This window comes from Malaciobacter halophilus (assembly GCF_002837275.1).
GTDB lineage: Bacteria > Campylobacterota > Campylobacteria > Campylobacterales > Arcobacteraceae > Malaciobacter > Malaciobacter halophilus.
The window spans coordinates 1-26,145 of record NZ_NXIF01000015.1; the positions used below are offsets into that span (position 1 = coordinate 1).

Below are 26,145 nucleotides of genomic sequence, written 5' to 3' on the forward strand. Positions count from 1 at the left end.
CTTTTTATAAAAAATTAAAAGAAGATAAAAAAGTCTAAAAATTTCAAAAAAATCCTCTCTTTTTTAGGGAGGATTTTTATTTAAAATCTAAAAATTTCAAAAAATTTCAAAATTTATCAAAATTAAACTACTTATAAGATTATTGACAAAAAAATCACTCTTTTTTTTACTATAACTTTTTAATGTGCAAAAATGGCATATTTTTAAAATTATGATAGCTTGGGAATAGTAAAAAATCATAAAAAAAAGTAAATAAAAAGTAACCAAAAATATGTCAGGAAAGTTACACTTTTAAAGTGTTTCTTTTATTAACACTTCTACTTTCATAACCCGATAAAGCTTATGTTTGACAATGCTAAACTAAGTTATCTTTAAAGAATCTATACTTACAATTAGGTAAATAAAAATTTACCAAAAGAAAAAAGATAATTTAAAAAATGGTAAAAAATATGACTAATATTGTCCTATTTAAAAGTCATGAAAAATTTACTTTTTTATTTTGGCAAGGAAAAAAGATGAAAGAACAAGAAGTTAATAAAGCAAGAGCAGTTTACTACAAAATATTTAGTAGCTTTTTTGTTTATCTTACAGATCAAAGTAAATATTTTCAATTATTGAGTTTACTTGATATTGTAAAAAATAATCCTTTAGATAGTTCATCTGCACAAGCTTTTTTAAATCTTAGTAATAAGCTTCAAAAAGATTCAAATGTGGCTTTATTACAAGAGTATGATGATATTTTTCATAATCCAGAAACAAAACAAGTAAGAACTACGGCATCTTATTATGATGAGCAAGTAGAAAGTGGTAAAAAAAGAGTTCAAATGATTGACTTTTTAGCAAAAACAAAAATTAGAAGAGATGAAAAAAAATATTCAGAATATGAAGATAATATTGGTTTTATTTTTGCTGTTTTATCAGAATTAGCTCATTTAGTAAGTGAAGGTCAAGAGAAGTACAAAACAGTTCAACACTGTATGTTTGCTGATATTTTAAATGAGTTTGTAGATGAGTTTTCAAAAGAAGTATATGAGCATGAAAAAGCGGATATATTTAAAGATGTGATTGTTGCATTACTATCTTTTATGGAGTTTGAAAGATTATATTTACAAGTTTCAAGAGCAAAACCAAAACAGATTGTAAAAGAGCAAGCTTCTTGTGAAGAACCTATTTCTAAAGAAGAGATGGAAAGAAGAGCAAGAAATAAAGCTGCAAAAGCGGCAGGAGCAAAAAAACAAGATAATGATGTTTTTGTTACTTATGATGTAGAAAGTGACATTTAATTAAAAATTTTAAGAGGCCAAGAAAGAGTAATAAATTTACTTTTTCTTGGTCTCTTAGAGACTGAAAAAACAATAAGGATCAACTATGCAAGACGATAGAAGACAGTTTGTCAAAAAAAGTGCAATGGTTGTTGGTGCAAGTGTAGCTGTTGGTGCTACTACACTAGCTGCAAGTGGAAAAAGCTATGAAGCGGATTCTAATGGTGTTACTGTAGGAAAATCTCCTAAAAAAGAGATTTTATACAAAAAATCAAAAGCTTGGGAAGAGTATTACAAACAAGCTAAATAAATAAAAAGGTGTTAGTATGTCAAATAGTACATATGATGCATTAAAAGCTAAAGTAGGTAGAAGATCATTTATTAAAATGGCTGCTGTTGCTACGGCTTCTAGTGCTGTAAGCGCTTTTGCAAGCAATGATGGTGTTACTAGAGAAGCTACTGCTGAAGAGGTAAAAAATCCTTTTCCAGGTTCTAAAAAAGTAAAAACTATCTGTACTGCATGTTCTGTTGGATGTGGTGTTATTGCAGAAGTTCAAAATGGCGTTTGGGTAAGACAAGAAGTTGCACAAGATCACCCTGTATCATTAGGTGGTCATTGTTGTAAAGGTGCTGATATGATTGATATGGTTAGGTCTGAAGTTAGACTTAAACATCCAATGGTAAAAGAAAAAGGACAATGGAAAAGACTTTCTTGGGATGAAGCATATGATAGAATCGCTAAGAAAATGAAGGACTTAAGAGAAAAAGAAAGCCCTGATTCAACAATGTTCTTAGGATCAGCAAAAATGAGTACGGAGCAAGCTTATTATTTTAGAAAGTTTGCAGCAATGTATGGGACTAATAATATAGATCACCAAGCTAGAATCTGACATAGTGCAACAGTTGCCGGTGTGGCAAATACATGGGGTTATGGCGCTATGACTAACTCTTTAGGTGATATACAAAATGCTAAAGCTATAATTATTTTTGGTGCTAATCCAGCGGTTAATCACCCAGTAGGATTTGGACACTTTCTTAAAGCAAAAGAGAGAAATAATGCACAAATGATTGTAGTGGATCCTGTATACACTAAAACTGCAGCAAAAGCTGATTATTTCTGTCAAATTAGACCAGGTACTGATATTCCTTTTATGTATGGAATGTTGAATATTATTTTTAAAAATGGTTGGGCTAATGAAAGTTTCATAAAAGATAGAGTTTATGGAATGGAATTAATTAAAGAAGAAGCTAAAAAATGGACTCCTGAAAAAGTTGCTGATGTAACTGGTGTTCCTGCTGATAAATTAATTCAAATTACAACTGTTTATGCAAAAAATTCTCCAGGTACATTAATCTGGGCTATGGGTCTAACTCAACACACAATTGGTTCTTCTAATACAAGAATGGCTCCAATTTTACAACTTGCTCTTGGAAACATGGGTAAAGCTGGTGGAGGAACAAACATTTTAAGAGGGCACGATAATGTTCAAGGTGCTACTGATATGTGTTGTTTATCACATACACTTCCAGGTTATTATGGATTAGGTGATGGTTCATGGAAATATTTTGCACAACAATGGAAAGTTGACTATGGTTGGTTAACTAGACAATTTCAATCTCCTGAATGGATGAATAAAAATGGATTTACACTTGCTAGATGGTGGGCTGGTGTATTAGATGGTAAAAATGGAAATGATAAATCACATAATGGTAAAACAAGTTTAAAAGCTCTTTTTGTAATGGGTAATGGTATTACATCTGTTGCTCAACAAGCAAAAATTAAAGAAGGTTTAGACAATTTAGAACTATTAGTTTTAGCTGATCCATTTGTAAATGAAGCAGCAGTATTAACTGATAAACAAGATGATGTTTTCTTATTACCAGCAGCAACACAGTTTGAAACAAGTGGTTCTGTTACTGCAACTAATAGATCTGTACAATGGAGAACTCAAGTTGTTGAGCCATTATTTGAGTCAAAACCTGACCAAGAAATTCTATTTGAATTTGCAAAAAGATTAGGTTTTTACGATGAATATACAGCTGCTATGAAAGATAGTAGTGGTAAATTTACTTGGCCAGAAGATGCAACAAGAGAGATTGCAAGAACATTAAAAACTATTGGTTTAACAGGTTGGACTCCTGAAAGAATCAAAAAGCATACAAAAAATTGGCATATGTTTGACCAAGTATCGCTTAGAGGTTATGGAGAAATGAAAGGTGAATATTATGGTTTACCTTGGCCTTGTTGGACAGAGAATCATGGTGGAAGTCCACTACTGTATAACACTAATTTAAGTGTAAAAGACGGTGGTATGGGATTTAGAAATAGATTTGGACTTGAACATGATGGTGTTTCTCAATTAGCAGGAAAAGGAAGTGCTCCTAAAAACTCAAAAGTTGATGGTGGATATCCTGAAATTACAAGAGATAACATTGAAGAAGTGTTAAATATCAAATTGACTGCTGATGAAAAGAAAAGAATTGGTAAAAACTGGAAAGTTGATACATCTAATATTATTGCAGAAAAATGTATGGAAGCAGGAATTGCACCATACGGAAATGCAAGAGCAAGAGCTAGAGTATGGACATTCCCAGATGAAATACCAATGCATAGAGAGCCTTTACACTCTCCAAGACAAGATTTAGTTAAAAAATATCCAGCATATGCGGATAAAGCTAATCATTATAGAGTTGATACACAATACATCTCTAAACAGTCAGAACAAAATTGGTCTAAAGACTTCCCTATTAACTTAGTAACAGGAAGACTTGTAAATATGAATGGTGCTGGTATGGAAAATAGAGCATCTAAATATCTTGCTGCGTTAAGTCCAGAAATGTTCTGTGATATTAACCCAGAGTTAGCAGGTCAACTAGGTATTAGAGATGGAGATATGATCTGGATTCATGCTCCTGAAGGAACGAAGATTAAAGTTAAAGCTAAATACTCTTTTGCTGTTAGTCCAGATAGAGTATTTTTACCTTTCCACTTCGCAGGACACTTCCAAGGTGAAGACATTAGTCATAAGTATCCACAAGGAACAAAACCTTATGCTATTGGTGAAAGTGCAAATACTGTTACTAACTATGGTTATGACATTATTACACAAATTCCAGAGACAAAAGGCGGATTATGCCGAATAGAAAGAGCGTAGGAGTTTAGGTTATGAGTGAAATGTCAAGATTAAAATTCTATTGCGATGAGGGTAGATGTATTGAGTGTGACGGTTGTTCAATTGCTTGTGCCGAAGCTCATGAGTTACCAGCAGGAATCAATAGAAGAAAAGTAATAACATTAAATGAAGGTAAAGAGGGATTAGAATACTCTTTATCAATAGCTTGTATGCATTGTACAGATGCACCTTGTGAGCAAGTATGTCCAGTTGATTGTTTCTATATCAGAGAAGATGGAATAGTTCTTCATGATAAAGAGAAATGTATAGGTTGTGCTTATTGTTTATATGCTTGCCCATTTGGTGCTCCACAATTTCCAAGAGATGGAGCATTTGGTACAAAAGGTGCTATGGATAAATGTACAATGTGTGCTGGTGGTCCATTAGAGACAAATAGTGAAGAAGAGAGACACATCTATGGTCAAAATAGAATCTCTGAAGGAAAAGTTCCTGTATGTGCAGCTATGTGTTCTACAAAAGCACTATTAGTTGGTGATGCACAAGAAGTTAGTGCAATTTACAGAGAAAGAGTTCTAGCAAGAGGTCATGGTGTTCAAACTGCACCTATGACTTGGAGTAGAGCATACGGAGCAAAATAAGGCATATGATGAAACGAAATATATTAATCATCTTTTTAGCTTTAACTACAGCAGCATTTGCTGCTGATAGTGCTATTTATGGTGAAGAGTTAGTTACAAATATTTTAGGTTATGATAAAGAGGGCTCTTTACACTTAGGTCAGTGGTTTACAATACTTCAAGGTAAATATTTTTCAATTGCATTTTTAGCTATATTATTTGGAGTACCTGCTGTATTTGCACTACACTATTTTATAATAGGACCAAAAGTATTTTCTCATGATAGAAAAAAAATTCATGTATTTAATTTATTTCATAGATTTATTCACTGGTTAGCGGGATTCTCATTTTTAGTATTGATTCCAACTGGATTTATTATGATTTTTGGTTCATTTTTTGGTGGAGGAACTTTTGTAGAGGTTAGTAAAGAGTTACATGCAATCTCAACAGTATTTTTTGCAATAGCAGTAGTTCCAATGACATTAATGTGGATTAAAGAGATGCTTCCTACAATGGATGATGTAAAATGGATGATGATTCTTGGTGGATATTTAAGTAAAGTAAAAAGACCAATTCCAGCAGGAAAATTTAATGCTGGACAAAAAATGTGGTTTTGGGTTTGTACTTTTGGTGGAATTGTTATGATTCTAACAGGTGCAGCTATGTATTTCCAAGATTTTGAATTGGCAATTATTAAGTCAATGGGACTATCTCAAATTGACTTTTTAAGATTAAGTGCCATTGTACATAATATATTAGGTATGGCAGTTGCAGCACTATTCTTTACACATGTTTATATGTCAATGTTTGCCATTAAAGGTGCAATACATTCGATGATTACAGGAGATAAAGAAGAAGAAGAAGTTGAAATTCTTCACAGCTCTTATTATAAAGAATTAAAAGAAAATAATAAAATATAAAGAAAAAACTGGTAAGATTAGACTCTTACTAGTTTTTTAAAAATTTTGAAATATGCCCTTTAACCATATTTAAAAAGAGTGGAAAAGAATGGATAATAACCAGAAGTATTTAAAGAGTGTAATAATAGATAAAGTTTCGGGAAATGAGGCCGTAGAATTTGATGATGTAACAATTGAAGAGTCAAGATTGAATCTTTACTTAAATGGTGAAAAAGCAATCTCTATGATGTGCATACCTATTGATCAAGATGCACATGCAGTAGGCTTTTTAATGAGTGAAAATGTTATATCAAGTATTGATGATGTTGAAGAGTTAACTGTAAGTGAGGATGGGTTAACTGTTGACATTAAAGCAAAAATCAATGAAGGTTCATTGGAAAATTTATATACAGAAAAAACTCTTGTAAGTGGCTGTGGTGGAGGAGTGACTGGAAATGTTGAAGGAAGTGTAGAAATACCTTTTAATCAAATTTCTTTTCAAGTGAAACCAGAAGTTATCTCAAGAGAAGTTAAAAAATTTTACGAAGAGAGCGAACTTTATAAATTAACAGGATGTGTACATAAAGCGATGATATATCTGCTTGATGGAACAACAGTAACTTCTGAAGATATTGGAAGACACAATGCAATTGATAAAGTTGTAGGTAAGTGTAAACTTAAAGGTTTAGATACAACAAAATCAGTTCTATTTGTAAGTGGAAGATTATCTTCTGAGATGGTTACAAAAGCAGTAATGCATAAAGTCCCTATTGTAGTTTCAAGAACAGCACCAACTTATCTTGGCGTACAAACTGCACATAAACATGGGGTTACATTAATTGGATTTGCTAGAGGCAAAAGAATGAATTTATACACACATCAAGGAAGAATAGATGTCTAGTATTGACGATAATATGGACATAAAACTTGATAATATACAAAAAGAGTTAATCTTAACAAATTTAGATGAAGACGGGAAACTGTCTTGTCTAAAAGCATTTAAAGTTGCTAGACTAATAGGTAAAAAACCTAAAGAAATGTCTGCAATTACTAAAAGTTTAGGCATCAAAATCACAAATTGTGAATTAGGTGTTTTTGGAAAACTAAAGTTTCATGATCCCCATATAGAAGTTTATAATAGATTAAAAAAGAATTATATGGGACATAAAGAGTTAGAGTGCAAAGTTTTATGGGATGAAGCTCAAAAATCTACATTAAGAACAGTTGGTTCAACTGTTAAAAACTCTGATATTGAAGTAACTCATTGCCAATTAGGCTGTTTTAGAGAGAAAAAGGGTCGTAAAAAATGAAAGTAAAAGTAAAAGTTTGGATAGAAGATGATGAAGAGAATCTAATTTTTGGAAGTGGTAAGACAGAAGTTTTAGAAAATATAGATACTACTGGTTCAATTGCAGAAGCAGCAAAAAAAGTAGGTATGAACTATAAAAAGGCTTGGACACATATCAAAATTTTAGAAAAACATATTGAAGAAGATTTGGTTCTTAGATTCAAAGGTAGAGGTGAAAATAGTGGCACAACACTTACTCCAAAAGCAAGAGAAGTTATTCAAACATATAAAATACTAGAACACGATATAAAGAAATATTCAGAGCAAAGATTTCAAGAACTATTCCATAAAGATGGGAAAGAAATACTTAGTCCAAAGGAGGATAAATAGTGTATAAATTAAATTTTTTATTGTATCCAAATGTGCAAAATTATCATATTACAAAAGATGACTCCCTTAATGTTTTAAGCAATAATGACACCTTTTATAGTTTAAAAAAAGAGTTTTTATTAAAATATAATTTTAATGATTTAAAAACAATAGATTTTTCAAAAGCAGGAGTTTTAGGCTTGTTTTTGGATTTGAAAGGAAAAATTGCTGTAAGTAAAGGAGAATCAGAAGCGATTATACAAGCAGCACAAGAGTATGAAAAGTTAGGTTTAGAAATAACTTGGCTTGAATTAAAAAAAGATGGAAGTGTTGATTTAAGTATTTTAGAACATAGAAAGCTTGATTATATATTTATCTCTTCTTATGTTATGGATACTTTTGTTAAAACAGAATTAAAAAATATAAAAAAGTTAAATAGTGCAAAAATTATTTCAAATTGTAGTGCTAATTTTGATGAAGTTTGTGATATTGCAATTTTTGATTGTTATAAACTTTGTGGATATACAAGTAGTGCTATAGTTTTATATAATGATGAGTTTGAAGAACAAAATATAGCAAATATAGACTCAATTGCAGTAAAACTCACATTACAAGCTTTAAAAGAGCAAAAATTTAATACAACTAATAAAGAGATTTTTATAAAAGAGTTACAAGAAGTTTTTAAAGATGATTTATATTTTTTTGTAGATTATAAAACAACTTTAGATTACTCTTTACACTTTGGATTAAAAGGTATTAAAGCAAGAGAACTTATAAGAACACTATCTTTATCAAATGTACTTATTACAAATGGTGAGGGCTGTTCTTTAGGTCTTTCTAAACCTTCAAGAATTATTCAAAGTATGGGTTATGATGAATTAACTAGTAGAAATGCAATCTCTTTATCATTTATTGAAGAGTATTCAAAAGAGGATATTCAAAAACTATCAAAACTTTTTTATAAGAAATATCGACAAATAAAGGTTTTAAATGAGCAATAAATTAACATATTTAGATTTTAATGAAGCAGTAAATAAAAGCTTGGAACTTGTTACTTCAACTACATTAACACAAATGGTTCCTTTATTAGAATCTTTAGGAAAAGTTGTTGCACAAGATATTATCTGTCAGAAAAATTTACCTTCATTTAACAATTCAGCAATGGATGGCTTTGCTTTTAAGTATGAAGATGCTGGAAAAACATTAAATATTAAAAGAGTAATTTATGCTGGAGATAAAGATGAAAAAGTTCAAGCAGATTTAAAAGAGGGTGAATGTTATAAGATTATGACAGGAGCACAAGTTCCAAGTGATGTTGATACAATTGTTCCAATTGAGAATTGTAAAGATGTTACAAAAGATTTAGTAACTTTACCAACTCAGATAAAAAAAGGAAGCAATTTACGATTAAAAGGTGAAGAACAAACAAAAGGTAATATTTTATTTAAAAAAGGTGAAGTAATTGACTCTTCACATATTACTTTGTTAGCTTCTCAAGGGATTGTAATGGTTGAAGTTTTTAAAGATATTTCAATTGCTGTTTTATCAACAGGAGATGAATTAAAAGAGCCATGGCAAACATCTAGTGAAGACGAGATTTATAATTGTAACTCATATGCGTTGATTTCACTTCTAAAAGAAAAAGGTTTTACTGCTACATATAGTGGTGTAATTCCAGATAACCTACAAAGTTCAAAAGAGTTTATTTCTAATTTAAAAAGTTATGATGTTGTTATAACAACAGGAGGTATCTCTATGGGAGATGCTGATTTTGTTGCTCAAGCTTTTTTAGAAAATGGATTACAAACAGCATTTCATGGAGTGAATGTAAAACCAGGAAGACCAATAATGATGGGGAAAATGGGTAAAACTACTGTAATGTCACTTCCTGGGAATCCCTTGACTGCAATGGTAAATATGCATCTTTTTGCAATACCTGTATTAAAAAAGCTTCAGGGGTGTCAAAACTTTTATCATGACATAATAAAAGCAACAAATAAAAAAGAGTTCAAAACTAAGCAAGGAAGAGTAAATGTAGTACTTGGACTTTGTGAAAATGGAGGTTTTAAGGTAACAAGAGATAATAAATATGGTTCGGGGATGATTACAGCTTTATATGAAAGTAATGCATTATTAGTAACAAATAAACAGACTGATTGTATAAAATGTAATCAAGAGGTTGGTGTTATTAAATTTAATAACAAACTATTAAATAAACAAATAGATATTTTTAATTAAACAATTTAATTTTTTATAAAAAGGGAAAACAATGAAATTCAATAAATTAACAATGCTTTTAGCATCAGTTTCAATGGTTGTATCAACAAACTTAATGGCAAAAGATTTAATGATGGCTACAACAACAAGTACAGATAATACTGGATTATTAGACTATTTAGCACCAAAGTTTCAAAAAGAGACTGGTACTACTTTAAAATGGGTTGCAACAGGAACTGGTAAAGCTTTAAAAATGGGGAAAAATTGTGATGTAGATATTCTTTTTGTTCATGCACCAGCAAGTGAAAAAAAATTCGTAAATAGTGGATATGGAGTTAATAGAAAACAAGTTATGTATAATGACTTTGTAATTATTGGTCCAAAATCTGACCCTGCACATGTTGATGGTATGACTCCAAGTAAAGCTTTAGCAAAAATTAAAGAAGCGAATGCAAACTTCTTTAGTAGAGGGGATAATTCAGGAACTAATAAAAAAGAGATTAGTTTATGGAAAAAAGCTTTATCAAAGGCTCCTGAAAAAGCATCATGGTATGTTCAAACAGGTCAAGGTATGTTAAGAACTATTAACATGGCTGCTGAAAAAGATGGATATACAATGACAGATAGAGGAACTTGGATTAAATACCAATCTCAAAAAGCTGATAAAAATAGTATGAAAATTGTTGTTGAAGGTGATAAATCGTTATTTAATCAATATAGTGTAATTACAATTAATAAACAAAAATGCTCTAATGTAAAACCTGAATTAGCAAAACAGTTTACAAACTGGATTATTAAAGATGAAACACAAAAATTTATTGCAGATTTTAGATTATTAGGAAAATCTTTATTTATTCCTAATGCAGATAAATAGTAAGTTTTTACAAGGTAAGAGTATAGGATGAATCTTTTTACTGATGGCTTTAATGAAGCTTTGAAGTTACTTGCATCAGGAAATGATAGTGTATATTCTGCAATTGCAGTAACAGTTACAGTATCTTCTTGGTCACTACTTATAAGCTTAATTATTGGCCTTCCTTTAGGGTTTTTGCTAGGGTATTATAATTTCCCTGGCAAACCAGCTGTAAGAACAGTTGTAGATACACTTTTAGCACTTCCCACAGTTGTTATAGGATTAATAGCTTATACAATGCTTTCAAGAAGTGGTGTGTTTGGTGAATTTGGCTTATTGTTTAGTCAAAAAGCGATTATAATTGGTCAAATTGTCTTAGGTCTTCCTATAATCATTGCCTTAACGGCAACTCAAGTAGAAGCAATTGATAAAAGATTATATACCTCTTTAAAAGGTTTAGGTGCAAATTCAAAACAGATTTTAATAGCAACATTAATAGAAGCAAGATTTGGTCTTATGACAGCTGCTATGACAGCTTATGGAAGAATTGTAACTGAAATTGGTATTTCTATGATGGTTGGTGGTAATATTAAATATCATACAAGAACTATTACAACTGCTATTGCACTTGAAACTGGAAAAGGTGAGTTTATTACAGGTATTGCTCTTGGATTAGTTCTTTTTTGTGTTGCACTAATGGTTAATATTGCTTTATCTATGCTAAAAAGGAAATGGACACAGTGAATCCTTTATATGAATTAAGAAATATAGAACACTTTCATGATGAAAAAAAAGTGTTGGACATAGATAAATTAATATTAGAACAGAGTCAAATCACAGGTGTGTTTGGACCAAATGGTAGTGGTAAATCTACTCTTTTTTCTCTTTTGTCTTTTGTCAATAAAGCTACTATTGGAACAATTTTATTTAATGGAATAGATAGTAAAAAACTTGAACAAAAAATAAAAAGAGATATTGTAATTCTTCCTCAAAATCCATATCTTTTAAAACGTAGTGTTTTTGAAAATATAGCATATGGATTAAGATTAAGAAATGATACAAAAGATTTAAGACAAAGAGTTGAAACTACATTAAAACAAGTTGGTCTTGAAAGCTCTTTTAAAAATAGGAAATGGAGTCAATTATCAGGTGGAGAAGCTCAAAGAGTAGCATTAGCTGCAAGATTAATATTAAAGCCAAAAGTTTTAATATTAGATGAACCTACTTCAGGAGTTGATACAAACTCTGCTCAATTAATAAAAGAGGCTATATTTTTAGCAAAACAAAAATGGGATACAACTTTATTTATTTCAAGTCATGACCATAATTGGTTAAATCATACTTGTGATAAAAAAGTTGCACTTTTTCAAGGTAAGTTAGTTGAAAATGGAAGTATAAATTTACTTTTTGCTCCTTGGAAAAAAGATATAAATGGAAACTTAGTAAAAGAGTTTTTATGTGGACAAAAATTAGTATTTGAAGATAGTTTATATAAAAAAAGAGACTCTATTGTAATGTTAAACTCAGAAGATATTTATTTGAATAAAAAGAGTCAAAATAGTATTAAAGCTGTAATTACTTCAATACACAAACCAACTTGTGATGAGCAAATGCAAGTTGAGTTTATAATAGGCGGTATTACTTTAAATAGTAAACTTCCAAAAGAAGAAATAGAAAAGAAAAATTTACTTCCAGGAAGTGAAGTAGATGTAACAATTGATACAAGTAAAGCTTGTTGGATTTAAAAATAAAAGGAAAAATATGAAGAAAATTTTATTATCAGCAGTACTAGCTACTGCAATGGCAGCAACATCAGCAATGGCAAAAGAGAAAATTATAGTATTTCATGCAGGAAGCTTATCAGTTCCTTTTTCTCAAATTGAAAAAGCATTTGAAACAAAATATCCACAATATGACGTTCAAAGAGAAGCTAGTGGAAGTAGAGCAGCAGCTAGAAAAATATCAGAAATTGGTAGAGCAGCTGATGTTATGGCAAGTGCTGATTATAAAGTAATTGATAATTTATTGATTCCAAATCACGCAAAATTTAATGCACAATTTGCAACAAATGAGATGGCAATTGCATATACTGCAAACTCAAAATACGCAAATGAAATTAATTCAAAAAATTGGCCAGAGATTTTTTTAAGAGATGGTGTAAAAGTAGGTCACTCAAATCCAAATATGGACCCTTGTGGATATAGAAGTATTTTAGTTACTAAATTAGCTGAAGATTTTTATAAAATTCCTGATTTTTATAATAAATTATTAGGTTATGGAAAATCATATAAAGTTGGGGAAGAGAATAAGAAAAAAGTAATTGTTAGACCAAAAGAGACTGACCTTTTAGGTTTAATTGAAGCTAATGCATATGATTATTTATATATTTATAAATCAGTTGCTAAGCAACATGGATTAAAATATATTACTTTACCTAAAGAGGTTTCTTTAAAAGATAATGAAAATGCAGATTTTTATAAAACTGCAAAATTTGATATTGATGGTAAAAAACCAGGAACATTTATTACTAAAACTGGTGCATCAATGGTATATGGAATTACAGTAGCACAAAATAAAAAATCTCCTGCAAATAAAGAAGGTGCTATTAAATTTGTAAATTTTGTTCTATCAAGTAAAGGACAAGAGATTATGAAGAAAAATGGTCAAGGTGTAATAAACCCACCAAAAATAACTGGCGATGCTTCTATTTTAGGGAACTAATGAGCTATTTGAAATTAGAAAATTTATCAAGTACAATAGATAATTTTGTACTTGATAATGTAAATTTAGAGATTGAAAAAAATGAGTATTTTGTACTTTTAGGGCAAAGTGGAAGTGGTAAAACAAGACTTTTAGAAACAATTGCTGGTTTAAATAGTAGTAGTGGAAAAATAGTATATAAAAATGAAGATATTTCACAACTTCATCCAGAGCAAAGAGATATAGGATTTGTATATCAAGAGTTTGCATTATTTCCTAATTTAAATGTAGAAGAAAATATTAAATTTGCAGCAAAATATAAAAAAATTGATAACCAAAAAGAGTTATTTGATGATTTAGTAGAATTTTTAAAACTTGGTAAACTATTAAAAAGAGAAATTGAAAACTTAAGTGGTGGTGAAAAACAAAGAGTCGCAATTGCAAGAGCACTTTTTTCAAGACCTAAGATTTTACTTTTAGATGAACCTTTAAGTGCAATTGACCCAACTTTTAGAAACTCTATTATGAAAAGTTTAAAAGATATACATAAAAGATATGATTTAACAACTATTCATGTAACACATAACTTTAGAGAGGCTTCATATTTAGCAAATAAAATAGCAATTATTATGAATGGGAAAATTCAGCAAGTAGGTAATAGTGAAACAGTATTGAATCATCCTGAGAATATTGAAGTTGCAAAGTTTTTAGGTTTTAAAAATATCTTTCCTTCTTCTTTACTTGGATTCTCTTCTTCTTCAAAGTTTTTTTCTGTTGACCCAAATGTTATACATGTATCAAATAAAAAAAGACCAAATTGTGATTATACTTTTGAAGCAATATTAGAAGATTGTATGGGAGTAGTTGACCATTATAAACTTTTTGTAAATGTTAAAAATCATCAATTTTTTATAAAAATACTTAAAAGAGAGTACGAAGGATGCTATGCAAATGGTGGTAATAGAGTTTTTATTGGCTTTGATAAAAAAGATATAGGATTTATTTAATGCAAAAAAAATCATTTACAATTTTACTTATTGCACTTGCATTTATAATAGTTTTCTTTTTAAGTGTTCCTATTTTAAAAATGTTTGTGGGTGTTGGAAGTGATAAATTAATTGAAACAATAAAAGATGGAGAAGTTTTAGCTTCTATTTGGCTTACTATGAAAGTTTCAGCTTGGGCAATGATATTTGTTTTAATTACAGGATTGCCACTTGCCTATATTATTGCAAGATATAACTTTCCTGGAAGAAGTTTTATTGAATCTATTATTGATATTCCAGTTATGATTCCTCACACAGCTGCTGGTATTGCTCTTCTTACAACATTTGGGGATACTTTTTTAGGTGATTTTTTTAAATTTTTTGGAATAGAGTTTGTAGGAACTGAGTATGGAATAATGATTGCAATGATGTTTTTATCTGCTCCTTTTTTAATCAATAGTGCAAAAGATGGCTTTAGAAAAGTAGATGTAAAACTTGAAAAAGTAGCAAGAACTTTAGGTGCTAGTCCTATTTCTGTATTTTTTAGAATCACTATTCCAAATGCTAAAAAGGATATTATTAATGGTGCCTTAATGATGTGGAGTAGAGGGCTTGGAGAGTTTGGTGCAGTAGTGATTTTAGTTTATCATCCAATGACAACACCAGTTTTAATTTTTGATAGATTTAATAGTTATGGATTAAGTTTTTCTGCTCCTGTTGCAGCAGTTATTATAGCTTTTTCAGTTGTGGTATTTTTAGCTGTAAGATTTGTTACTTCAAAATTAAAGTAGTTTTAATGTCTAAGATTTTTTCTTTTTGTTTAATTTTTTTAACTGTTTTTTTAACTCATGTTTTTATTATTAGTTATGAGTTTAATAAAGATACAAAAGTAAAAATAAAAAATTTAAGTAAAGACGTTACAAATATAGATTTTGTAAAACTTGAAAAAAAACAAGAGTTTGTATCAAATAAAATTAAACCAATAAAAGAAGAAAAGACACAAAATAGAGTTTTAAAAAAAACAGTTATACCTAAAAAAAATTTAGTCAAAAAAGAGGATATAAAAAAAGAGTTAAAAAAAGAAGAAGTAGTTAAAAATAGTAAAAAATATATAAAAAAACAAGAAGTAAATAGAAGTAAAGATAAACTTCAACAAAAAAGCTTGGTTAAAAAACAAAAAGAGAATAGTTTAGAAAAAAAGCATATAAAACTTTATATCTCTTATGTAAGAAGTGTTGTAGAAAAAAATAAATTTTATCCAAGAATTGCAAAAGCTATGAAGCTAGAAGGTAATTGTTTAATTAAATTGAAAGTTTTAAATAGTGGAAAGATTGAAACAGTTGAGTTTGAAAAACCTACACATTATAAAGTTTTAAATAAATCAACTTTAAAGATTTTTAAGAGTATTGAAAACTTTAAAGCTTTTCCAAAAGAGATTTCAAAAAAGTATTTAACATTAAGAGTACCTATAAGCTATAAGATAAAAGGTTAAAGATGCAGTCAATCTATTTTAAATTATTTTTAATACTTTTATTTACTATTTTTGTATCATTAGCTCTTGGAAAATATCCAATTAGTTTTGAGCAGATGTTAAACTATTTGTATTCACTTCTAATTTCAAATAGTTTAGATGAAAGTTTACAAATGATAGATAATATTATCATGGAAATAAGACTACCTAGAGTTATCGCTGCTATTTTAATTGGAGCATCTTATGCTGTATCTGGAGCTTCCTTTCAAGCTATGTTTATAAATCCTTTAGTCTCTCCTGGAATATTAGGTGTTTTATCTGGTTCTGCTTTTGGAGCAGCTTTAGCAATTGCATTTTTTGATAGTTGGTTTCTTACTCAACTTTTTTCTTTTTCTTTTGGTATTTTAGCTGTGATTTTTGCAATTTTTGTAACTATGATTTATCAAAATAGGGCAAATAATAGTTTAATTTTAATACTTGGTGGAATAATTAGTGGCTCTGCCTTTTCTACTTTATTATCAATTGTAAAGTTTACAGCTGACCCTTATGAAAAACTTCCTTCAATAGTTTATTGGTTGATGGGTAGTCTTTCATATATTGAATTAAATCAAATTATTGTTGTTTTTTTTCCTATGCTTTTTGGGATTTTAACTCTTATTATGGTTTCAAAATATTTAAACATTTTAAGTTTTTCAGAAGAAGAAGCTAAAAGCATGGGGGTAAATACAAAACTAATTAGAACTATTGTTATTATAGTTGCAACATTTATTAGTGCAATAAGTGTTTGTTTAGCTGGTATGATAGGGTGGATTGGTCTTATTATTCCTCATTTTGCAAGACTTCTAGTAGGAGCAAATAATCAAGTATTATTACCTACTTGTGCATTTTTAGGAGCAATTTTTCTACTTATTGTAGATAATTTTTCAAGAATGATTTTAGAATTTGAAGTTCCTATTGGAATATTAACTTCTGTAATTGGAATACCAATATTTATTTTTGTTTTAAAAAGTTCTAAAAAGGCTTTACAATGATTGAAGTTAAGAACTTAAGTTTTAAATATACAGATAAATTGATTTTAGAAAATATTAATTTCAATATAAAAAAAGGTGATATTGTTGCTATTTTAGGAGAAAATGGAAGTGGTAAAAGTACTCTTTTGAAGCTTATTTTATCTTTTTTAAAACCTTTAAAAGGTGAAGTTTTAATTGAAAATAAAAATGTTAATTCATATGATAAAAAAGCCTTAGCAAAAAAAATAGCATATGTACCTCAAAGTAGTAGTTTACCTTTTTCTTATACTGTTTTAGAAGTTGTTTTAATGGCAAGAATCTCTTATCAATCAATATTTTCTACATATTCAGCTAAAGATAAAGAAATAGCTATTGAATCTTTAAAGCAACTAGAAATACAAAACTTAAAACATAGATTTTTTAGTGATTTAAGTGGAGGACAAAAACAGTTAGTTTTAATAGCTAGAGCTTTAGCACAAGAAGCGCAAGTTTTAATAATGGATGAACCAAGTTCTAGTTTAGACTACTCAAATGAATTAATGCTTTTAAATCAAATAAAAAAGCTTGCTAAAAGTGGATTTACTGTTATTCAAACAACACACAATCCAAATCATGCTTTTTTTGTTTCTTCTAAAACTTTACTTCTTAAAGATAAAAAGGTTTTTGCTTTTGGAAATAGTGAAGATATTTTGACTTCAAAAAGTATAAATAGTTTATATAATGTAGAAGTTGAACTTTATGAGAGTAGTGAAAAAATAAAATTTTGTATTCCAAAAATCCATAGGACATAAAATGAAAATATTTTTACTTTTAGTTATTTTTTATTTTTATAGTTTTGCTAATGTTATAAATTGTAGTGATTATAAATTAAAAGTAAAAAATATAATAGGACAATCTCCTCCTGTTAATATATTTTTACACTCTTTATATGAAACAAAATTTCCTAAAAAAATAGATAAAAAGGATAAAAGATTTTCAAAAATTCCAAGTGTTGAAGTTTTAGCTAAAAATGGTGTTGAGCTTGTAGTATTATATAATTCTCAAAATAGTTTTGAAAGTCTAGCAAAAAAATTGAAAAAAATAGATATTGATACTTGCTATTTAAAACTTCACTCTATATATGATTATATAAATGCATATAAAAGTATAGGAAAGATTATAAATAAAGAACAAAGAGCACAAGAGATTTCTACATATATAAAAAAAGAGTTAAATTTTTTAGAAAATATTACAAAAAATATAAAAGATGAAGTAACAATTTATTATGCCAAAACAGATACAGGTTTAGTAAGTAGTTGTAATAAATCAGCACATACAGAAGTATTTGATTTAATTAAAGCAAAAAATGTAGTCAAATGTGGTGATTTAGAGAAAAAAAGAGTTACTTTAAGTTTAGAGAATTTATTACTTTTAAATCCAGAAGTTATAGTAACAGATAATAAGAGATTTTATAAAGATATTTTTATAAATAAAAAATATAGGTTTTTGCAAGCAGTAAAAAATAAAAAAGTCTATCTTGTTCCAAAAAAACCATTAAACTATATAGATAATCCTCCTAGTTTTTTTAAGATTTTAGGAAGTTATTGGCTTGGAAAAAGAGTTTATAAACAAGAGTTTGAAAAAGTAGACTTTAAAAACAAAAAAAAAGCATTTGAAAAAATATTATTAAATAAGGAATAGATTATGAATAGTTTTAAAACATATATTTGTATTGATGATACAGATGAAATAGGTTATGAAAAATCAACTGGTGAAATTGCAGAAGAGATAAAACAGTATATTGAAGATGAGTTTGATATTGCTTGTTCATTAGTGACTAGACATCAGCTTTTTTTACATGAAGATATTCCTTATACTTCCCATAATAGCTCAATGTGTTTTACATGTAATTTAACACAAAATCAAAAAGAGCAAATTAAACAGTATATTATTTCATATTTAAATAAATATAGTGCTCCTACTTCTCAGCCTGGACTTTGTATTGGCTTTGAAAAAGATATTGCAAATAAAGAGGAGCTTATAAATTTTGGTTTAGATGCAAAACAAAAAGTATTAACTAAACAATATGCTTATGAAATGGCACAAAAACAAGGTTTAGATTTAAGTGAGCACAAAAATAAAGGACAAGGTGTAGTTGGAGCTTTAGCTGGTGTTGCTCTTAGAGTTTCAGGCTTTGATGGAAGAGTTAAAGGAAAGTTTGAAACAAATAAAGAGTTTATGAGTGTTGAAGAGTTATTACAATTTGATTTTATTGATGAAGTTAGATTTAAAAATGAAAAATTAGCTTCAAATGATATTATTGTAAAAACTACTCAAGCTTTAAAAACTGTTTTTTTAGAACATAAATCAGTTTTATTAATTCAAAAGTGTGAAGAGGGATATGAAGTTGTTAAAAAAGAGGATTTAAAAAGTTACTAAAGGTTTAAAATGTTTGAAAACATAGATAATAAAAAGATGTTTAAATATGGGAAAGAAGCATATACTAAGGCTATTTTGCAAGCAAAAGATTGTAAAAATTTTATTTTAGATAAAGATGAAGATGAACTTGTTACTTCTACAAATAAAAACTCTTGTTATAACTGTTTATATAGAAGATGGACACAAAAAAGTTTTATGTGTATGGCTAAATAAATAGGAGATTACTCCTATTTATTTTAAAAAGTATATTTTAAAGAAGCATAAAACTCTCTACCTTTTTCTGGATAACCTAAATCATATACATAATTTTTGTCAAATAGATTTTCAACTCCAACTTTAAAGCTTAATGCTTTAGAGTAGATATATTTTGCATTTAGATTTGTTAATGAAATATTTGATGCTTTTACATAATCTTTACTTACTTCATTTTCTAAATAGAAATCTTTTTTATAAGTATAGTTTGCTTCAAGAATAATATTTTTTAGTGGCTTATAATTTGCATAAATATAAAACTGGTGTTTAGGAAGTTTTTCAACTTCATCTTCTGAATCTTTTTTTATATTTGTGTATGTATAGTTTATCCCTGTACTAAACATTGATGTTTGATAATTAATAGATGCTTCAATTCCTTTATATCTTTCATCTGCACTATTTTGTTCTTGTCTTTTCCCATTGTCTAATGTTTTATTTATAATGGCATCTTTAACTTTTGTATAAAACAAAGCGTTATTAAATGTAAAATTATCTATTTCTATTTTATGAGATATTTCATAGTGTGTTGCAATTTCTGGGTCTAACTCAGGATTTGGTATAGCCTTACCTTTTTTGTCAGAATATCTTTCTTTCATAGTAGGTAAATGACTTTTTCTAGCAGCCGTTAAACTAACTTGTTGATTCTTTGTAATATCATAGAAAAAACCAATTTGAGGATTAAATGCACTATTTGATTTTTTTTCAACAGCAGTTGCTGTTGTATCAACTTTTGAAGCTTTTGTATAATCATAGCTAGCTGATGTAATTATTTTTAAGTTTTCAGTTGCAAAGTAAATATCTTCAAAAGCAATAGAGTAAACATGGTCTGCTAAGTCTTCTTGTGTTGTTGTAAGCTTTCCTTTTTTATTGATATTTGTTTCTGTTCCAACATGAGAGTCTTTTTTATAAGAAATTGCAGTTTTTAATATATGATTATCTAAAAGTCCAAAGTTTGTATATTCTAATGATGTTCCTTTTGTATTATCATCTGAATCATAAAAACCTTTTGAAGTGCTATATGTTTTATCTTTATAATAGTCTGTTTTATATTCATAATCATTTCTATAAAGTTTAAATTTAACAGAACTATCAGTGTAATTTTTATTTGCAATAAAATACATTGTTCTAGTGTCCCAAACAGGCCATTTCCAATATTTTTCATTGCTAATTGTTGCATCAAGTGTAGGAGGTTGACCTTTTTGTGAATCCATATATGAGTAACCAAATACATATTCACTTGTATCATCAGGTGTGAATCCTACTTTTGCACTTACAGCTTTTTGTTTAGAATCACTATTTTGTCTTTCAAAATTGTTTACATTTGCATCATTTGATAATGTCCAGTGTTCTCTATCTTCTATTGTTCCATTAATTTGATAATAGTATTTGTCTTTTTTTGAACCAAGATAGATATTATACATATGACTTGATTTTTCCCAATCACTATCTGCATTTATTTGAGTAGTAAAGCTACCTTCAAACTCTTTTGTTGGTTTTTTAGAAACTAAGTTTATTACTCCACCTAAAGTATTAGAACCATATAAAGATGAACTAAAACCTTTTGCAACATCAATTGAGTCTAATTGAGTAGTTAAGATTCTTGAATAGTCAAACTGTCCATCATATGGAACATAAATTGGAATACCATCTAAGAACATTCCTATTCTATTTGAATCAAAGCCTCTAATATTTACAGATTTTTCAACTCTTCCACCTCTATTTACTAAAGTAATACCTGTGGTCTTATCTAATACCTCAGTAATATCTTTAGAAGCACTATTTTCTAAAGTTTGTGAATTGATTTTATTTGTGTCATATTTTACACCATTGTTATCTTGTATTGAGATTTCTCCAAGTGTAAAGCTACTTTGAGCAAGTAATACACTTGAGGCAATACATGATAATACAAATAATTTTTTCATGTTTTTCCTTTGTAGATTTAAATAAAAATTGTTTCTTAAAATATGCTTTTTTTGCATATTTTTAATAGAAAAAGTATATATAATATAGATTTTTATATATTAAGAAACTATTTTAAGTAAAAGGAATTTTACTTTTATAATTTTTTAATGGTGCTTAATAGTTTTAAAATTAAGTTATATTTTAGTTTGTAGATATTTTTGATACAATTTTTTATGCAAAAAAGTAAAATATACCTATTACCTGGACTAATGTGTGATAAAAGAGTTTTTAAAAATATTTATAAATCTTTAAAAGATGAGTATGAGTTGGTTTATTTAGATATTCCTTTAAAAAGTAGTTTTAAAAAGATGTGTGAATCTTTATACTTTAAAGAAGATAAAATAAATCTTTTAGGATTTTCTATGGGAGGATATTTAGCTACTTATTATGCATTACAAAATCCAAAGAGAATAGATAATATACTTATTGTTTCTTCTTCATGTTGTAGTTTATCAATTAATGAAATTGAATTTAGACAAAAAGCAATATCTTTTGTAAAAGAGTTTGGATTTAAGCCATTAAGTTCAAAAAAAGCAAAATCTTTGATTGAAAATAGTGATGATGAAGAGTTAATTAAACTGATTCAAAATATGTATAATAGTATGAATGAAAAATATTTTTTAACCCAAATGCAAGCTAGTCTATACAGAAATGATTTAAGCAATGAGATTATAAATTCAAACTTACACTTTAATTTTTCATATAGTAAAAATGATAAATTGTTAAACCATGATTGGTTTGAAAAATTAAAAAGTGTAAGTAATTGTAGTTTTAATACTTTAAACAGCTCGTCTCATATGTTAACTTTAGAGAAAAGTAAATTTATAGTTGATGAGATTAGAAGAGTTTTTTAAGCTATTCGAAGTTTTCTAATTCATATAATTTATGAATTATATATTTATTTTTATCAATTTTTTCAATGATTTTTTTCTTTTTTAAATCATTTATTATTGTAGATACTGTTTGTCTTTTTGAACCAATAAAACTAGAAAGAGTTTTAATAGATAGATTTAAATCTAAAACATATTTTCCATCTCTTTTTTGGTCTTGTGTTGTAGCAATTTCAATTAAAAATGAAGATATTTTTTTCTTACAACTTTTAAAAACAAGATTTTTTATAATATTTCTTTCTAATTCTGCTCTATGCTTTAATGAACGAATCACAGAAGTAGAAAACTCTTTATTTGCAAATAGATTTGCAAACTTATCTGCATCAATTAAATAAACTTCACTATCTTCTAAAAATTCAATTGCGCATGATGTTTCAGGTATTATAATATTATTTGCTTTTAAAAAATAAAGAACAAACTCTTCCCCATCTTCATAAATCATTGCTTTTGCTTTTCCACTTTTAAATACATAAAGTGTTAAAGAACCATCTTCATATTCAAGATTACCTTTTTTGAACTTTTTTATCTTCAAAGATGAAAAATCTTCTTTTGATAAAATCTTAGATAAGTCAATCGAGTCAATTCTTAATCTATTAGATTCCACTTTTTTCCCTTCCCTTTATAGAATTAAAAACTAAATTTAAGCTCTAATAGCAAAATATTAACGATTTTATACTTTTATTATACTAAATGAAAAGAATTAATAAAAAAATATTCAAAAAATTAAATTATTTTTCAATAATAAAAAAATAAATAAAATTATAAAAATAGCAAAAAAAAAGATATTTTTGTCACATTGCTGACATATAATAATGTGCCTATTTAGAATATTATCTATTTGCAGAGCTCTTTGGAAGAAAATAATTTACGGCTTTTTTTGTGAAAAAACTTTTTTGTCATATCTATGACAGTTAAAACATTATTTTTTTATTATGATTCTCTTGTTTATTAATTTTTTATTAATAAAATTAATTAGTTAATAATTTAAAGTATACAAAGGGGAAAGTTATGAAAAAAGTTCAAAATACTTGTCCTTATTGTGGAACTGGTTGTAATCTTGATTTACATGTAAAAGGTAATAAAATCAAAAAAGCAACACCTACAAAAGGACATCATGTTAATGATGGGGAACTTTGTCTAAAAGGTCTTTATGGTTGGGAGTATGTACACTCACCTAGAAGACTTACAAGACCATTGATTAGAAAAAAAGATGGTGTATTTTCAAAAGAGGGGAAACTAGAAGAAGTAAGTTTTAAAGAAGCATATGAATTTGTTGCTTCAAGAATGAAATCAGCTATTGAAAAATATGGTCCAGATAGTATGATGGGATTTTCATCTGCTAGATGCTCAAATGAAGATAACTACACTTTTCAAAAACTATTTAGAATCTTAGGAACAAACAACATAGATCATTGTGCTAGACTTTGACATGGTCCAACAGTAGTCGGTCTGACTAAAACACTTGGAAATGGAACAATGACAAATGACTTAGTAGAATTCTCTACACATAGTGACGTATTAGTTTTAATAGGAACAAATACAAGTGAGTGCCACCCAATTATTGCAATGCAAATGTTAAGAGGGATTGAAAGAGGCGCAAAAATGATTGTAATTGACCCTAAAAAAACAGATATGGCAAAAAAAGCTGACATATTTATTCAAACTCCAGTGGGATATAATATTCCATTCTTAAATGCTATGATTAATTGTATTATTGAAGAAGAACTATATGATAAAGAGTTTGTTAAAAACCATTCTCATGGTTTTGAATATGTAAAAGAAGCAGTTAAAGAGTTTACTGCAAAAAGAGTTGAAGAAGAGACTGGAATCTCTGAAGAACTAGTAAAACAAGCAGCTAGAACATATGCAAAAGCTAATGCAGCAGCAATTTGCTACACAATGGGAATGACTCAGTTTATTGATGGAACATCAAATATATTCTCACTTTCAAATCTTGCAATCTTAACAGGAAATCTTGGTAAAAAAGGCGCGGGTGTTAATCCTTTAAGAGGACAAAATAATGTTCAAGGTTCGTGTGATATGGGGGCTCTTCCAAATGTAGTTCCAAATGGACCTGTAACAAGTAAAGAAGTAAGAGATCATATTAAAGATGTTTGGGGATATGAAATAAGCGATAAAGTTGGTTATCCATTGACAGTTGCACCTGAAAAAATAGAAGAAGAGAAATTAAAATTATTATATGTTTTTGGGGAAAATCCTGTAATGAGTGACCCATGGACAGAACACTTTATTCATGCTGTTGAGCATTTAGAAACTTTTATTGTTCAAGATATCTTTTTAACTGAAACTGCTCAAAAAGCAGATGTTGTTTTACCTGCTGCTTCATGGGCTGAAAAAGATGGAACTTTTTTAAATACTTCAAGAAGAGTACAGTTAATTAGAAAAGCAGTTGATGCACCTAATAATTTGGAGCCAGATTGGAAAGTTGTTGCAAATATTGCAAAAGAGCTTAATCTTAAAGGTTTTGATTATACAAGTGCTGAAGATATTTGGAATGAAGTAAGAGAAGTAAATCCAAGATTCTTTGGTGGAATCAGTTATGAAAGAATAGATAAAAACGATGGAATTAGCTGGCCTTGTCCTAACTTAGAACATCCTGGTACACCTGTATTATATGAAGGAAATAAATCAATGCTTCCTGATGGTAAATTTAAATTAGTACCAGTAATTTATGCACAAGATAAAGAGAAAAGAGCAGAGTTAGAAAAAGAGTTTATAGAAAAAACTAATATGCCAGAAGACTATCCAATTGGTTCTGGAGCATTAAGCGAAAAAGTAAATGAGTTATATCCTTGTTTATTTACAACAGGAAGAAAAGTATTCCATTATCATACAGGAACTATGACAAGAGAGTGTAAACCTTTAGAGCTTGGTTCAGATATTATGGGAGCAACTATTGAGGTAAGCGAAGATATTGCAAGAGAAAGAGATTTGGATGAAGGTTGTTATGCCGTAGTTGAGAATAAAAGAGGAAAAATTGCTGCAAGAGTAAATATAAATAGAGATTTACGACATGGAACAATTTTTACAACATTTCACTACGCAGAAGCAGATGGAAATGTACTTGCAAATGCAGAGGAAAAAGACCCATTATCTGGAATGAATCCTTTAAAAATGACAATTGCAAATATTAAAAAAATATCAGAAAAAGAGTTTATAGAAGTACGTAATCAAACAGATATACAAATGCACCCTTCAGAATTATATCGTGCAGTAAGGAGACAATAATGAGCTTACCACTTAAAAATAAATATGTAATAGCAGATCCAAACGTATGTATTGGTTGTGCAACTTGTATGGCAGCATGTTATGAGTCTGCTTATGATAGAGGTAAATTAGCGGTTCCAAGACTAATTGTAACAAGAACAAAAAGTGGAACAATGCCAAATCAGTGTAGACAGTGTGATGATGCTCCTTGTGCAAATGTTTGTCCTGTTGGTGCTTTAGAGTTTGAAAAAGATTGTATTGCTTTACATGAAGAGATTTGTATCGGTTGTAAAATGTGTACCGTTGCTTGTCCTTTTGGAGCAATTAGACCAGAAGCAGAGTTAATGCCTTCAGTTGATTATACAATGGAGCCTAAATATAACTTAACAATACAATCTGAGATAGGTGTAAAATCAATAGCAGTTAAGTGTGACTTATGTGCAGGAAGAGAAGATGGACCTTCTTGTGTAGAAGTTTGTCCTACAAATGCCTTGTCTTTTCAAAATAGTTTACATAATAACTTTATAGAAGAGAAAGCGCAAAAAACTGTTGAGTCTTTTACTAAAGAAAAATTGAAATATATATAAAG

Annotated in this window: 27 protein-coding genes; 25 read left to right on the plus strand and 2 right to left on the minus strand. The window is 28.5% G+C overall.

Going from position 1 to position 26,145, the window contains the following annotated elements; translation table 11 throughout:
- The first annotated feature begins 515 nt into the window (after positions 1-515).
- The 22 genes from CP960_RS03930 to CP960_RS04040 all read left to right on the plus strand — a co-directional run bounded on the left by CP960_RS03930 (position 516) and on the right by CP960_RS04040 (position 19,437).
- On the plus strand, positions 516-1,283 hold the full coding sequence (locus tag CP960_RS03930; RefSeq protein ID WP_101183942.1) for a TorD/DmsD family molecular chaperone: 768 nt from the start codon (positions 516-518) through the stop codon (positions 1,281-1,283).
- A gap of 85 nt (positions 1,284-1,368) precedes the next feature.
- Positions 1,369-1,572: a Tat pathway signal protein gene (locus CP960_RS03935; RefSeq protein WP_101183944.1), complete on the plus strand. Its 204-nt coding sequence runs from the start codon at positions 1,369-1,371 to the stop codon at positions 1,570-1,572.
- Positions 1,573-1,588: 16 nt separating this feature from the next.
- Positions 1,589-4,417, plus strand: a complete 2,829-nt coding sequence (locus CP960_RS03945) for a formate dehydrogenase subunit alpha (protein WP_228152007.1) — start codon at positions 1,589-1,591, stop codon at positions 4,415-4,417.
- 11 nt (positions 4,418-4,428) lie between these two features.
- Complete coding sequence (gene fdh3B, locus CP960_RS03950; protein WP_101183950.1) at positions 4,429-5,034, plus strand: formate dehydrogenase FDH3 subunit beta; 606 nt, start codon at positions 4,429-4,431, stop codon at positions 5,032-5,034.
- Positions 5,035-5,039: 5 nt separating this feature from the next.
- Complete coding sequence (locus tag CP960_RS03955; protein ID WP_191321654.1) at positions 5,040-5,933, plus strand: formate dehydrogenase subunit gamma; 894 nt, start codon at positions 5,040-5,042, stop codon at positions 5,931-5,933.
- An 88-nt stretch (positions 5,934-6,021) separates the two neighbouring features.
- A complete protein-coding gene (fdhD, locus tag CP960_RS03960) occupies positions 6,022-6,813 on the plus strand; it encodes a formate dehydrogenase accessory sulfurtransferase FdhD (protein ID WP_101183954.1) in 792 nt (263 codons plus the stop codon).
- Positions 6,806-7,222, plus strand: a complete 417-nt coding sequence (locus tag CP960_RS03965; RefSeq protein WP_101183957.1) for a ModE family transcriptional regulator — start codon at positions 6,806-6,808, stop codon at positions 7,220-7,222. Before fdhD ends, CP960_RS03965 begins: the two co-directional genes overlap by 8 nt.
- Positions 7,219-7,590: a winged helix-turn-helix domain-containing protein gene (locus CP960_RS03970; RefSeq protein WP_101183959.1), complete on the plus strand. Its 372-nt coding sequence runs from the start codon at positions 7,219-7,221 to the stop codon at positions 7,588-7,590. Before CP960_RS03965 ends, CP960_RS03970 begins: the two co-directional genes overlap by 4 nt.
- The gene (locus CP960_RS03975) at positions 7,590-8,570 is read left to right on the plus strand and encodes a cysteine desulfurase (RefSeq protein WP_101183962.1); all 981 of its coding nucleotides are present in this window, start codon (positions 7,590-7,592) and stop codon (positions 8,568-8,570) included. Before CP960_RS03970 ends, CP960_RS03975 begins: the two co-directional genes overlap by 1 nt.
- Positions 8,560-9,807 (plus strand): molybdopterin molybdotransferase MoeA, encoded by a 1,248-nt coding sequence (locus tag CP960_RS03980; protein WP_101183964.1) that lies wholly within the window; start codon positions 8,560-8,562, stop codon positions 9,805-9,807. The genes CP960_RS03975 and CP960_RS03980 overlap by 11 nt, the downstream gene beginning before the upstream one ends.
- Before the next feature lie 31 nt (positions 9,808-9,838).
- Positions 9,839-10,660 carry an ABC transporter substrate-binding protein gene (locus tag CP960_RS03985; protein ID WP_101183966.1) on the plus strand — a complete coding sequence of 274 codons (822 nt, stop codon included), beginning with the start codon at positions 9,839-9,841 and terminating at the stop codon, positions 10,658-10,660.
- Positions 10,661-10,687: 27 nt separating this feature from the next.
- Positions 10,688-11,383, plus strand: a complete 696-nt coding sequence (locus tag CP960_RS03990) for an ABC transporter permease (protein WP_101183968.1) — start codon at positions 10,688-10,690, stop codon at positions 11,381-11,383.
- Positions 11,371-12,384, plus strand: coding sequence for an energy-coupling factor ABC transporter ATP-binding protein (locus CP960_RS03995; protein ID WP_101183970.1), 1,014 nt, complete (start codon positions 11,371-11,373; stop codon positions 12,382-12,384). The genes CP960_RS03990 and CP960_RS03995 overlap by 13 nt, the downstream gene beginning before the upstream one ends.
- A gap of 16 nt (positions 12,385-12,400) precedes the next feature.
- Positions 12,401-13,360 carry a tungstate ABC transporter substrate-binding protein WtpA gene (gene wtpA / locus CP960_RS04000; protein ID WP_101183972.1) on the plus strand — a complete coding sequence of 320 codons (960 nt, stop codon included), beginning with the start codon at positions 12,401-12,403 and terminating at the stop codon, positions 13,358-13,360.
- Positions 13,360-14,346: an ABC transporter ATP-binding protein gene (locus CP960_RS04005; protein ID WP_101183974.1), complete on the plus strand. Its 987-nt coding sequence runs from the start codon at positions 13,360-13,362 to the stop codon at positions 14,344-14,346. Before wtpA ends, CP960_RS04005 begins: the two co-directional genes overlap by 1 nt.
- On the plus strand, positions 14,346-15,116 hold the full coding sequence (locus CP960_RS04010) for an ABC transporter permease (protein ID WP_101183976.1): 771 nt from the start codon (positions 14,346-14,348) through the stop codon (positions 15,114-15,116). The genes CP960_RS04005 and CP960_RS04010 overlap by 1 nt, the downstream gene beginning before the upstream one ends.
- 5 nt (positions 15,117-15,121) lie before the next feature.
- Positions 15,122-15,817, plus strand: a complete 696-nt coding sequence (locus tag CP960_RS04015; RefSeq protein WP_101183978.1) for a TonB family protein — start codon at positions 15,122-15,124, stop codon at positions 15,815-15,817.
- 2 nt (positions 15,818-15,819) lie between these two features.
- Positions 15,820-16,827: a FecCD family ABC transporter permease gene (locus CP960_RS04020; RefSeq protein WP_101183980.1), complete on the plus strand. Its 1,008-nt coding sequence runs from the start codon at positions 15,820-15,822 to the stop codon at positions 16,825-16,827.
- Positions 16,824-17,597 (plus strand): ABC transporter ATP-binding protein, encoded by a 774-nt coding sequence (locus CP960_RS04025; RefSeq protein WP_101183982.1) that lies wholly within the window; start codon positions 16,824-16,826, stop codon positions 17,595-17,597. Before CP960_RS04020 ends, CP960_RS04025 begins: the two co-directional genes overlap by 4 nt.
- Position 17,598: 1 nt before the next feature.
- Positions 17,599-18,486 (plus strand): ABC transporter substrate-binding protein, encoded by an 888-nt coding sequence (locus CP960_RS04030; protein ID WP_101183984.1) that lies wholly within the window; start codon positions 17,599-17,601, stop codon positions 18,484-18,486.
- Positions 18,487-18,489: 3 nt separating this feature from the next.
- Complete coding sequence (locus CP960_RS04035) at positions 18,490-19,224, plus strand: hypothetical protein (protein ID WP_101183986.1); 735 nt, start codon at positions 18,490-18,492, stop codon at positions 19,222-19,224.
- Positions 19,225-19,233: 9 nt separating this feature from the next.
- Positions 19,234-19,437 carry a molybdopterin biosynthesis protein MoeB gene (locus CP960_RS04040; RefSeq protein WP_101183988.1) on the plus strand — a complete coding sequence of 68 codons (204 nt, stop codon included), beginning with the start codon at positions 19,234-19,236 and terminating at the stop codon, positions 19,435-19,437.
- Between the two features lie 23 nt (positions 19,438-19,460).
- On the opposite strand, the gene CP960_RS04045 is transcribed toward CP960_RS04040, so the two are convergent.
- Positions 19,461-21,398, minus strand: a complete 1,938-nt coding sequence (locus CP960_RS04045) for a TonB-dependent receptor plug domain-containing protein (protein ID WP_162919067.1) — start codon at positions 21,396-21,398, stop codon at positions 19,461-19,463.
- A 213-nt stretch (positions 21,399-21,611) separates the two neighbouring features.
- Between CP960_RS04045 and CP960_RS04050 the strand changes: the two genes are divergently transcribed.
- Positions 21,612-22,292 (plus strand): alpha/beta hydrolase, encoded by a 681-nt coding sequence (locus tag CP960_RS04050; RefSeq protein WP_133121135.1) that lies wholly within the window; start codon positions 21,612-21,614, stop codon positions 22,290-22,292.
- A 1-nt stretch (position 22,293) separates the two neighbouring features.
- Here the strand turns inward: CP960_RS04050 and CP960_RS04055 are convergent, their stop codons facing one another.
- Positions 22,294-22,932 carry a Crp/Fnr family transcriptional regulator gene (locus CP960_RS04055; protein WP_101183993.1) on the minus strand — a complete coding sequence of 213 codons (639 nt, stop codon included), beginning with the start codon at positions 22,930-22,932 and terminating at the stop codon, positions 22,294-22,296.
- A 404-nt stretch (positions 22,933-23,336) separates the two neighbouring features.
- Between CP960_RS04055 and CP960_RS14080 the strand changes: the two genes are divergently transcribed.
- Positions 23,337-25,577 carry a molybdopterin oxidoreductase family protein gene (locus CP960_RS14080; RefSeq protein WP_337442091.1) on the plus strand — a complete coding sequence of 747 codons (2,241 nt, stop codon included), beginning with the start codon at positions 23,337-23,339 and terminating at the stop codon, positions 25,575-25,577.
- On the plus strand, positions 25,577-26,143 hold the full coding sequence (locus CP960_RS04070) for a 4Fe-4S dicluster domain-containing protein (RefSeq protein WP_101183999.1): 567 nt from the start codon (positions 25,577-25,579) through the stop codon (positions 26,141-26,143). The genes CP960_RS14080 and CP960_RS04070 overlap by 1 nt, the downstream gene beginning before the upstream one ends.
- Positions 26,144-26,145 lie beyond the last annotated feature (2 nt).